Origin of the sequence: Parasphingorhabdus sp. (assembly GCF_049667325.1) — a bacterium.
GTDB lineage: Bacteria > Pseudomonadota > Alphaproteobacteria > Sphingomonadales > Sphingomonadaceae > Parasphingorhabdus.
Window position 1 is genome coordinate 1 of sequence record NZ_JBATHY010000013.1, and the last position, 10,579, is coordinate 10,579.

The 10,579-nt window shown below is 57.6% G+C and carries 11 protein-coding genes; 3 read left to right on the forward strand and 8 right to left on the reverse strand.

From position 1 onward, the window contains the following. Positions 1-144 precede the first annotated feature (144 nt). The 8 genes from pheT to WBM93_RS00605 form a co-directional block, all read right to left on the reverse strand. Positions 145-2,529: a phenylalanine--tRNA ligase subunit beta gene (pheT, locus tag WBM93_RS00570; protein WP_424427107.1), complete on the reverse strand. Its 2,385-nt coding sequence runs from the start codon at positions 2,527-2,529 to the stop codon at positions 145-147. Next, positions 2,526-3,641, reverse strand: a complete 1,116-nt coding sequence (pheS, locus tag WBM93_RS00575) for a phenylalanine--tRNA ligase subunit alpha (protein ID WP_424427109.1) — start codon at positions 3,639-3,641, stop codon at positions 2,526-2,528. The genes pheT and pheS overlap by 4 nt, the downstream gene beginning before the upstream one ends. Positions 3,642-3,752: 111 nt before the next feature. Next, a complete protein-coding gene (rplT, locus tag WBM93_RS00580) occupies positions 3,753-4,115 on the reverse strand; it encodes a 50S ribosomal protein L20 (RefSeq protein WP_424427111.1) in 363 nt (120 codons plus the stop codon). A 41-nt stretch (positions 4,116-4,156) separates the two neighbouring features. Next, positions 4,157-4,360 carry a 50S ribosomal protein L35 gene (gene rpmI, locus WBM93_RS00585; RefSeq protein WP_424427113.1) on the reverse strand — a complete coding sequence of 68 codons (204 nt, stop codon included), beginning with the start codon at positions 4,358-4,360 and terminating at the stop codon, positions 4,157-4,159. A gap of 129 nt (positions 4,361-4,489) precedes the next feature. After that, the gene (gene hisN, locus WBM93_RS00590) at positions 4,490-5,269 is read right to left on the reverse strand and encodes a histidinol-phosphatase (RefSeq protein ID WP_424427115.1); all 780 of its coding nucleotides are present in this window, start codon (positions 5,267-5,269) and stop codon (positions 4,490-4,492) included. Next, positions 5,266-5,673, reverse strand: coding sequence for a hypothetical protein (locus WBM93_RS00595; RefSeq protein ID WP_424427117.1), 408 nt, complete (start codon positions 5,671-5,673; stop codon positions 5,266-5,268). Before WBM93_RS00595 ends, hisN begins: the two co-directional genes overlap by 4 nt. Before the next feature lie 34 nt (positions 5,674-5,707). Continuing rightward, positions 5,708-6,643, reverse strand: a complete 936-nt coding sequence (locus WBM93_RS00600; RefSeq protein WP_424427119.1) for a ribose-phosphate pyrophosphokinase — start codon at positions 6,641-6,643, stop codon at positions 5,708-5,710. 103 nt (positions 6,644-6,746) lie between these two features. Beyond that, a complete protein-coding gene (locus WBM93_RS00605; RefSeq protein ID WP_424427121.1) occupies positions 6,747-7,511 on the reverse strand; it encodes a LytTR family DNA-binding domain-containing protein in 765 nt (254 codons plus the stop codon). 163 nt (positions 7,512-7,674) lie between these two features. Between WBM93_RS00605 and WBM93_RS00610 the strand changes: the two genes are divergently transcribed. The 3 genes from WBM93_RS00610 to WBM93_RS00620 form a co-directional block, all read left to right on the forward strand. Further along, positions 7,675-8,205, forward strand: a complete 531-nt coding sequence (locus WBM93_RS00610; RefSeq protein WP_424427123.1) for a DUF2306 domain-containing protein — start codon at positions 7,675-7,677, stop codon at positions 8,203-8,205. A 40-nt stretch (positions 8,206-8,245) separates the two neighbouring features. Continuing rightward, on the forward strand, positions 8,246-9,901 hold the full coding sequence (locus tag WBM93_RS00615) for an NAD+ synthase (RefSeq protein WP_424427125.1): 1,656 nt from the start codon (positions 8,246-8,248) through the stop codon (positions 9,899-9,901). Then, on the forward strand, positions 9,898-10,579 hold a 682-nt coding region (locus tag WBM93_RS00620; protein WP_424427127.1), incomplete at its 3' end, for a glutamate--tRNA ligase. The genes WBM93_RS00615 and WBM93_RS00620, both read left to right, overlap by 4 nt.

Here is a 10,579-nt window from a genome sequence, read left to right on the forward strand (position 1 = left end):
GTGGGAGATAATCGCGAATGTGCGGCGGGGTTTGGTCATAATTTTCTTTCATTCGTCATTCCAGCGGAGGCTGGAACCTAAACCGTTTATGGTTTCTCTCGCATTGTGGTTTGGACCTCAGCCTTGGCTGTGGCGACGACATGTCTAGCCTCTCAATTCCGCGCCCAGTTTACCGGCATTCGCTACAACCTTGTCAGAAAGCGCCTTCAGGTCATCCTCGGTTAACGTCGCGTCCACCGGCTGCAAGGTCACTTCTAACGCCAGCGACTTCTTGCCTTCTCCTACGCTCGGTCCCTGGAACAGATCGAAGATCCGTACAGCAGTGACCAGTTTCTTGTCCGCGCCCTTGACCGCGCGCACCAGATCGCCCGCTGCCAGGTCCGCATCGACGATGAAGGCGAAATCGCGGGTCACCGCTTGCAGGGCCGGTGGGGCAAAGGCGTCGCGCATATGGCCGGATTTCTTTTTCAGCGGGATAGCGTCGAGGAAAATCTCTGCGCCGACCGCTCCGCTTTTCAGTCCAAGCGCTTTGGTGGCCGCAGGGTGCAGCGCGCCATAAGCGGCAAGAACCTTCTTCGGGCCCAGCCGCAAAGTGCCGGACTGGCCGGGATGATAATGATCGCCGGCTTCGGCAAAATCCATCAGCTTGTCGACCGGCGCACCGGCTGCATCCAATATCGCGAGCACTTCTGCTTTGGCATCATAGGCGTCAAATCCGGTTGCACTGCCACCTTGCCAGTTGCGCGGGGTTCTCTCTCCGGTCAGCACAAGCCCGATGGTCGGATGTTCGCTGCTTTCCAGATAGCGCCGCCCAACTTCAAATAGCCGAATAGACGACGCGCCGCGCGCGGCGTTGCGTTGGGCTGCCGCGATCAGACCGGGGAGCATCGAAGGCCGCATGACCTTCATGTCTTCGCTGATCGGGTTGGCGAGGCTCCATGTTCCGCCGCCAAAGGGGGTGGCTTCCTTCTCGGAGATAAAGCTCCAGTTGACGACTTCGTTCATCCCGCGCGCTGCCGCTGCTCGCCGCGCCTTACGTTCGGCCAGCTGTTCCGGCGAGGCGGTAGGTTTGGCTACGCCTGGCTTCCGGGGAAGCGGTACCGACGGGACATTGTCGAGCCCTTCGATACGGATGACTTCCTCTACAAGATCCTGCCAGCCCGCGACATCGCGACGCCATGTGGGAACGGTGACGTTCCAATCGTCACTGACAATGAAACCCAAGGCTTCCAGAATCGCTTTCTGCCTGTCCGGATCAACTTCCATCCCGCCCAGTGCGGCGCACTGGTTCGGATCATAACAGATTGTGCGCTGATCGGTTGGCGGTGTTCCTGCGCGGGTCACCTCGCTTGGGGTGCCGCCACAATGCTCGGTTATCAGCCAGGTCGCGATCGCCAGCCCCTGATCGAGAAAGGCCGGATCAACGCCGCGCTCGAACCGCTGGCGGGCATCGCTCGTCAGCATCAGCTTCTGACCGGTTTTGGCGATATTTTCCGGAGTGAAGTAGGCGCATTCAATCAGAACTTCTGTTGTCTCGTCGCCGGCGCCGGTCGCCGCGCCGCCCATGATGCCGCCAATATCATGCGCGCCCTCGTCGTCGGCGATGACGGTCATGGACTCGTCGAGACTATATTCCTTGTCGTTGAGCGCGGTGAGTGTCTCGCCTGCCCTGGCTTTGCGTGCAACCAGACCACCATTGAGCTTGGCAACATCATAGACATGCAGCGGCCGTCCGAGATCTAGCATGACAAAATTGGTGATATCGACCAGCAGGCTGATCGGCTTCTGTCCGGCAGATTTCAAATGGCTTTGCATCCAGACAGGTGAGGAACCGTTGGTCACGCCGGTTACCGTGCGCGCATAGAATGCAGGGCAACCCTCGAGATCATCGGTGCGCACATCAGGTCCGGAACCCTCGCCGGGAATATCCAATTGCGCATCGCGATACGCCGCCGCGAGCGGCTTCAGCTGTCCCATTCCAGTCGCCGCCAAATCACGCGCAATACCGCGCACGCCCATGCAGTCCTGACGATTGGGCGTGATTGCGACGTCGAGAACCGGATCGTCCAGCTGCGCATAATCGGCGTAGCTCGTGCCAACCGGTGCATCTGACGGCAATTCTATGATACCGGCATGATCCTCGCCCAGCTCCAGCTCGCGTGCGCTGCACATCATGCCAAAGCTCTCGACGTCTCTAATCTTGGCGGGCTTCAATGTGAAATCGCTACCGGGAATATAAGTGCCGGGAGGGCCAAAGACGCCAACCATGTCCTTGCGAGCATTGGGCGCGCCGCAGACAACTTGCCACGGTTCGGCGGAACCATCGTCAACCTTCAGCAGTTGCAATTTGTCCGCGTTGGGATGCGGTCCGGCTTCGAGGACCTTGGCCACACGAAATGCGCGCAGAGCATCGGCAGGGTTTTCCAACCCTTCGAGTTCGAGACCGATAGCGGTCAGCTTGTCGGTGATCTCGGTCAGGCTTGCGTCGGTATCGAGATGGGCCTTGAGCCAGGACAGAGAAAATTTCATGCGCCGACTCCTCCGCTCAATGTGGGCACGTCGAGTGCATCAAAGCCATAATGATCGGCCCAGCGCAGGTCGCCGTCGAAGAACGCGCGCAGGTCGTCCATACCATATTTCAGCATCGCCAGCCGGTCGATACCGCAGCCAAATGCAAATCCCTGCCAGATATCGGGATCAAGCCCGCAATTGCGGATCACATTGGGATGGACCATGCCGCTGCCGAGCAATTCCATCCAGCCGCCGTTTTCGGCTCGTGGATCGCCGCCGATGATTCTGCGTCCATTCTCGACGGTGAAACCAAGATCAACCTCCGCCGAGGGTTCGGTGAACGGGAAATAGCTCGGACGCAGGCGCAGGGTCACATCATCGCGCTCGAAAAAAGCGCCAAGAAAGGTTTCCAGCGTCCACTTGAGATGGCCCATGTGGATGCCCTTGTCGATCACCAGTCCTTCGACCTGATGGAACATCGGCGTATGGGTCGCATCGCTGTCGCTGCGATAGGTGCGGCCCGGCGCGATGAGGTAAATCGGTTCGCCAACACCCTCGGTCCGCTTGGCGACATCCATCATCGTACGGATTTGTACCGGCGAGGTGTGCGTGCGCAGCAATTTGGGCATGCCGTGATCGTCGGTTTGCGGGAAATAGAAAGTATCGTGCATCGCCCGCGCCGGGTGGGTTTCGGGAATGTTGAGCGCGGTGAAATTATGCCAGTCGTCCTCGATTTCGGGACCGGTAGCGACCGAGAAGCCGAGATCAGCGAATATTTCGGCCAGTTCGTCCATCACCTGGCTGACTGGATGGATACTCCCCTTCGGCGCGCTGGGTGGCGGCAGGGTCATATCGAGCTTTTCGGTGGCAAGGCGCGCGTTCAGCGCTTGGCTGTCGATGGCCTCCTTGCGGGCGGCTATCGCGTCAGCCACGGCTTGCCGCGCACCATTGATTTTCGGGCCCTCGACCTGCCGTTCCTCGGGGGTCATTTTGCCAAGCGTCTTGAGCAACAGCGAAATCTCGCCTTTCTTGCCTAGGGCAGCCAGGCGAATCGCTTCCAGGGCATCGCCATCACCGGCCGCTGCTATCTGTCCGAGATATTTCTCTGCAATTTCTTCACTGGCACTCATGACTATACCCTATTTTCCCTGTCGACCGTCTAAAGCAGGCTGCGGCGAAAAACCCAATAAAAAAGCGCCGCGAGATTGCTCCCCGGCGCTTCTTTGAATTTCTGAAAATACTTAAGCTTTCGCTATAGCATCCTGCGCCTGTTTGATGATGCCGCTAAACATAGCAGGTTCGTTCATCGCCAGATCGGCCATGACTTTACGGTCGAGTTCGATCCCGGCCAGCTTGGTGCCGTGAATGAACGTGCCATAGGTCATGCCTTCTGCGCGAACCGCAGCGTTGATCCGCTGGATCCACAGTGCACGGAATGTCCGCTTTTTGACCTTGCGGTCGCGATACGCATATTGGCCGGCTTTCTCGACAGCCTGCCGTGCGATGCGAATGGTATTCTTGCGGCGACCGTAATAGCCTTTTGCCTGTACCAATAATCTTTTATGTTTTGTACGAGTGGTCGTACCCCGTTTTACACGTGCCATTTTCTATATATCCTTGAAGTTTGAAAGTCGCTGCGGTGGGGTTAACCCAGGCCGTATGGCGCCCATTTCTTGACCGTTTTCGCATCCGCATCGCACAATTTCTTGGTGCCGCGGTTCTGACGGATATATTTGCTGTTATGGCTCATCAAACGGTGGCGTTTGCCGGCGACGCCGTGCTTTACCTTACCGGTTGCAGTGATCTTGAAGCGTTTCTTCACACCACTTTTGGTCTTCAACTTGGGCATTTTGGTCTCCTCTAGAAGTTACCGTTACGGATACTTGTGGCAGCCCAACACTGGCCAGAGCATCACATCGGAACGGCGGCAATAGCTAGATTCGGCAGGAATGCAAGCATTATCACGACGGTAATGCCGTCAATGATGACAGGCAATTGCCTCCAGTACATCATCGACCCGGGCGTGATCGCCGATCGCCAGCACATGGCCGTCCGATTCCGCGTGGAGCGGTTCACCGTTCCAGTCGCACATCATTCCCCCGGCGCCGTCGACAATCGGCGCGAGGGCGGCGAAATCATGGAGTTGCAGGCCCGCCTCGCAGACCACATCGACGTGGCCGCTGGCGACGAGGCCGTAATTATAGCAATCTCCGCCATAGATGATCTTGCGCGGCGCGACCTTGCTGGCGAGACCCATGAAATGCTCGGCGTCATGTTCGTCAAACTGGTGTGGCGTGGTGGTGGCAAGGACGGCATCCTTGAGCTCCCGGCAGCGCGCGGATTTTGCCGGATGGCCGTTGAATATGGTCGGGCGACCGATAACTCCGACCCAGCGTTCTTTTGAAATCGGCTGGTCGATGATCCCGATCAGCGGAAAGCCATCCTGCATCAACGCGATCAGCGTCCCGAAGATCGGGCGGCCGGCGATGAAGCTAGTCGTGCCGTCAATTGGATCGAGCACCCATTGGCGTGATGCGCCTTCGTTGCGGGTGCCATATTCCTCGCCTATAATCCCGTCTTCCGGCCGTTCGGTCTCGATGATAGCCCGCATTGCCGCCTCCGCCGCCCGGTCCGCCTCGGTTACCGGCGATGAATCCTCTTTGGTTTCCTGATCAAATTTGGCCCGAAAGAACGGACGGATCGCCTCGCCCGCCGCTTCAGCGAGTCTTTGCGCGAGATCGATGTCTTTTGGGGTCATTGATCATCCGTTGCAGGTGGGGTTGGCCGCCACGCCCATAGGTAAAGGGTTAGGCCGGTGATGATGAACAGGGCGCAGCCGGATAATACCCAAGCGTTGGCCCACCAATAGTCGCCCCAGGAAAATTCGCCGGACATGATCTTTTTCCAACCGTTGAAATGCTGCATTCCGGCGACGACCAGACCCAGCACGGCAAGAGTCGATGCTACCCATCGATTTAACCAATGTTGGGGATTGGCGAGCAGGAGTAAGCCAAGCAGCCCGATGACCGTCCTTTGTGCTCGACAATATGGACACACATATACCCAGTCAGCCCATTCGGTAAACCATGCAAAGAGCGAGATAAATATCGCCAATAATGCGATATGAATGCGGTATTTCAGCAAAAGTTCGAAACTGGGCATTTCCGTCTCCCGATACTAGAAATTGCGGTCGTGATTAGTCCCACAGGCTGCTGACAGAGCTTTCATTGGCAATCCGCTTGATCGCTTCGCCCAGAAGGGGCGCGATGGGAAGTACACGGATTTTATCGGAATCGAGCGCCGATTGCGTTATCCGGATGGTGTCGGTGATAATCAGCTTGCGCAATCTGGAGGCGTTGACCCGCTCGACCGCCTTGCCGGAAAGGACGCCGTGGGTGATATAGGCGGCGACATCGGTTGCGCCTGCTTCGATCAATGCATCGGCGGCATTGCACAAGGTCCCGGCGCTGTCGGCAATATCGTCGATCATGACGCAGAACCGGCCTTTGACATCGCCGATTATGTTCATGACTTCGGAAACGCCAGCTTTTTCACGGCGTTTGTCGACAATGGCGAGCGGCGCATTGTTCAGCCGCTTAGCCAATACCCTTGCGCGAACCACGCCGCCGACATCGGGAGAGACGACTACGATATCCTTGTCGCCATGACGCGACTTTATATCTTCGCTGATCACCGGCGCGCCATAGAGATTGTCGGTCGGGATATCGAAAAAGCCCTGAATCTGCCCGGCATGAAGGTCAACGGTCAGCACCCGGTCCGCCCCCGCTTCGGTAATCAGGTTTGCCACCAGCTTGGCTGATATCGGGGTGCGCGGTCCCGGTTTCCGATCCTGCCGTGCGTAGCCGAAATAGGGAAGTACCGCAGTGATCCGCTTGGCCGAGGCCCGGCGCAAGGCGTCGATGCTGATCAGCAGTTCCATCAGATTGTCATTGGCCGGATGGCTGGTCGACTGGACAACAAAGACATCCTCCCCGCGGACATTTTCGTGAATTTCAATGAAAATCTCGTCATCGGCGAAACGCTTTACACTCGCGTCGGTGAGCGGAATATCCAGATATGCGGCTATTTCAGTAGCCAGCGGCAGATTACTGTTGCCCGACATGAGTTTCATATTTGCGTTCCCGATCCAGCGGCCCGCAAGAATCTCCAGCGGAACCCCATGACAATTTTTATGACCCTGTTAGACAGATGGTCGCGAAATCAAAAGGGGCTTGTCACTTAATCCATCCTATTTCTTTGAGCGTGGCCACACGGTTGCGTGCAACCGGAATTGCCAAACCATTAGTGAGCAGCAAACGCCAGTTGCGACCCTGCCGCTTTGCTGACGCGACGGCCCGGGTTGCGACCCACCAGCTGCGATGGACCTGGACGCCCTCGACGCCTTCCAATTCGCGGATCGCGTCGCCCAGCCGCATCAACAGCATCTCGCTACGATCCACGGCATGGACGCGGACATAATGGTCTTCCACGCCGAGCGCCAGTATCGCATCGGGAAATCCCCGCGGCAGCCTGTTGAACAGCGATGGTTTTGGCACGGCGTTCTCCTGCCGGGCATCGACAGACTGATGGTGAGCAGCCGGCTGCTCTCGCGGAAACAATATGCGCATGAGCAGAAAAATACCCAGTCCGATACCGCCAACCTGAATATACAAGAGAGCAAAGCCGTCGCCCAGCATCGGCCCCTGCCAGCGAAAGCCGTTGATCATGAATCCGATCATCATCGAGAGCGGAAAACTGGCGACCAGCAGCGCGATCGCCATGGCTATCCAGAAAGGAACAGCAGTCGCTCCATTCAGCCATAAAGCGACGAAGCTGATCGGCCGAAAAATAACATAGCCAATAAGGATGAATGTCACCCAATAGGCCAGCCGCATCGCAGAGGGCATTGCATAAGTGCCAAAGGGACCCAGCAGGCCCAAGATCAGCCCTATGCCGCTGATAACGAGCAGCTCGATCGACAGTTGTTTTTGCCAAGTCATGGTCACGAGAGACTCTCTAGCCGCCCGTTCGCGTTTCGCCAACGGGCAAGATGTGGTTTTCCCGCCGGTTGACGAAGAAACAGGCCGGTTCCCGAATGGGCGGCGGCGGCGCGTAAAAACCATGCCATGATGTTGAAACCAAGCGAAAATAAGGAAAGAATACATGCCAGCTGACCGTAGAACCGCCAAAGGATATTCCGTTCCGGGATTACTGATGATGACCGGCGCGACCATATTGCTCACTTTGCTGCTGATGGCATTTTCCAGTTTCGGATCTGGCGATGTTGCGGCGACGGCGAATATCACGGACCGGTTGACCCTGCCGGTCATCTTGCATCTGGCGACTGTTGTCCCGGCACTGCCGCTCGGGGCCTATATTCTGCTCCGTCGCAAGGGTGACAGGCTGCACAAGTTTCTCGGCCGGACCTGGGCCAGCTTGATGATGATAACCGCGATCACCAGTTTCTGGATGGGTCGCCCCGATGGTTCGGGTTTATTTGGCACCCATCTCAGCTTCATTCATATTTTTGCGGTGATCACTTTGGTGTCGATCCCGCTTGGTGTCTGGCAGGCAAGGATCGGCAATATCAAGGAACATTATCGCGCCATGCAGGGCCCCTATATCGGCCTGATCATCGCGGGAATTTTTGCTTTCATCCCGGGCCGGATCATGGGCAGTCTCGTTTTCGGATAAATCATTTGCCGATCATGCCGCCCCTTTCTATCAGGGCGCGATGACGGAAAAGCTTACCATCACCATGGCGCAGTTGACGCAGAGCGTAGGCGATCTGCGCGGCAATGCCGATGCGATGATCGCGGCGCACGGCGCGCGGCCGGACAGCGACCTGATCGTGTTTCCCGAACTGCAGCTGATCGGCTATCCGCCGGAGGATCTGGTGCTGAAACCAGCATTGTGGGAACGTGCGGCAGCGGAACTCAACCGGCTGGCCGCGGCGACTGCAGGACCGGGGCCGGCGATACTGGTCGGGTCGGTGTTTCGTGAGGATGGCAAGCTCTATAATGGCATCGCGCTGCTCGCTGGCGGCCATATCCGGGATATCCGCTACAAGGTAGAGCTGCCCAATTACGGCACTTTTGACGAAAAGCGTCTTTTCACTTCCGGCCCATTGCCGGAGCCGATTGATTTCAAGGGCTGCAAGATCGGTCTGCCGATCTGCGAGGATGTCTGGTTCCCGACCGTCTGCGAGCATCTAAAATCGCAAGGTGCGGAAATATTCATCGCGGTACATGGTAGTCCCTATGAGATCGAAAAGGACGATAAACGTCTCGGCCAAGTGGCGACCCAACGGGTCCGGGAAACTGGGATACCGCTGATTTTTCTCAACCGGGTTGGCGGACAGGACGAGATTGTATTCGATGGTGCGAGTTTCGTGCTCAACGGTGACACCAGCCTGATGCATCAGCTGCCCGACTGGGACGAGTCGATCGTCGACACCCATTGGTCGCGCGAAGGCGGCGAGTGGACTTGCGCGCAAGGCGAGATTCATCGCCTCGACGACCATCCTGCCGATATCTATAACGCGATGATTGTCGGTCTGCGCGACTATGTGAACCGCAACCGTTTCCCGGGCGTGTTGCTCGGTCTTTCTGGCGGTATAGACAGCGCCCTGTCTGCGGCCGTCGCGGTCGATGCTTTGGGTGCCGACCGGGTATGGAACGTGATGATGCCATCGCGGTTCACGTCGCAGGAAAGTCTCGACGATGCCAGGGGCTGTGCAAATATGCTGGGCACCAGGCTGGACACTATTCCGATTGGTCCTGCAATCGAGGGGTTTGACGCGATGCTCGAGGATAGTTTTTCCGACAGCAATGTCGATATCACCGAGGAGAATATCCAGTCGCGGATCCGCGGGGTAACGCTGATGGCGCTCTCGAACAAGTTCGGCCATATGCTGCTGACCACCGGCAACAAGAGCGAGATGAGCGTCGGTTATGCTACGATCTATGGCGATATGGCGGGCGGCTATTCGGTCTTGAAAGATGCCTATAAGCTAACCGTTTTCAAGCTTTCCGCATGGCGCAACCGCAACAAGCCGAGCCTCGGCCTGGGCCCCGATGGTCCGGTTATGCCGGAGACGGTCATCACCAAACCGCCGAGCGCGGAATTGCGCGAGGATCAGAAAGACAGCGACAGCCTGCCGGATTACGAGATTCTCGATCCTCTGCTCCACGGCCTGATCGAAGAAGAATTGTCGGTCAATGATCTGGTGGCGCGGGGATTCGAGCGGGAAACGGTGGTACGGATCGAGCGGCTGCTCTATATCGCCGAATATAAACGCCGACAGGCCCCGCCGGGCGTCAAGCTCGGTACCAGAAATTTCGGCCGCGACCGGCGCTATCCGATAACCAACGCATTCAGGACCGTATGACCATAAAAACACGCTTCGCTCCGTCGCCGACGGGCAATCTTCATGTCGGCAATATCCGCACCGCGCTTCATAACTGGATGTTCGCCCAAAAAGAGGGCGGCACATTTCTGTTGCGGCTCGATGATACTGACGCCGAGCGGTCGAAGGAAGAATATGTCGACGCGATCCGAGCGGATCTGGCGTGGCTGGGGCTGACGGCTGACGAAGAACAACGGCAATCGGCGCGCTTTGACCGTTATGAAGAGCATCTGGCGAAGCTCAAGGCCGACGGGCGGGTCTATCCAGCCTATGAGACCGCACAGGAACTCGACCTGAAGCGCAAGATTCAGCTGGGCCGGGGCAAGCCGCCGATCTACGATCGCGCCGCACTCGATCTGACAGCGGAACAGGTTGCGGCCTATGAAGCCGAAGGGCGCAAGCCGCACTGGCGCTTCAAACTTGATCACGAAACGCCGATCACCTGGACCGACTTGATAAGGGGCGACCAGAATTTCGATCCCGCGCTGCTGTCCGATCCGGTCATCCTGCGCGAAGACGGTAGCTGGCTCTATATGCTGCCCTCGGCGATCGACGATATCGAGATGGGAATTACCCATGTTGTGCGCGGGGAGGACCATGTTGCCAATACCGCGGTGCAAATTCAGATGTTCCACGCGCTCGGCGCGCAAGCCCCTGAAT

Coding starts and splice junctions, on each gene's coding strand:
- rplT (WP_424427111.1), bottom strand. CDS start 4,115: ATGGCACGTGTAAAACGGGGTACGACCACTCGTACAAAACATAAAAGA.
- hisN (WP_424427115.1), bottom strand. CDS start 5,269: ATGACCCCAAAAGACATCGATCTCGCGCAAAGACTCGCTGAAGCGGCG.
- rpmI (WP_424427113.1), bottom strand. CDS start 4,360: ATGCCCAAGTTGAAGACCAAAAGTGGTGTGAAGAAACGCTTCAAGATC.
- pheS (WP_424427109.1), bottom strand. CDS start 3,641: ATGAGTGCCAGTGAAGAAATTGCAGAGAAATATCTCGGACAGATAGCA.
- WBM93_RS00605 (WP_424427121.1), bottom strand. CDS start 7,511: ATGACTTGGCAAAAACAACTGTCGATCGAGCTGCTCGTTATCAGCGGC.
- WBM93_RS00610 (WP_424427123.1), top strand. CDS start 7,675: ATGCCAGCTGACCGTAGAACCGCCAAAGGATATTCCGTTCCGGGATTA.
- WBM93_RS00595 (WP_424427117.1), bottom strand. CDS start 5,673: ATGCCCAGTTTCGAACTTTTGCTGAAATACCGCATTCATATCGCATTA.
- WBM93_RS00600 (WP_424427119.1), bottom strand. CDS start 6,643: ATGAAACTCATGTCGGGCAACAGTAATCTGCCGCTGGCTACTGAAATA.
- WBM93_RS00615 (WP_424427125.1), top strand. CDS start 8,246: ATGACGGAAAAGCTTACCATCACCATGGCGCAGTTGACGCAGAGCGTA.
- pheT (WP_424427107.1), bottom strand. CDS start 2,529: ATGAAATTTTCTCTGTCCTGGCTCAAGGCCCATCTCGATACCGACGCA.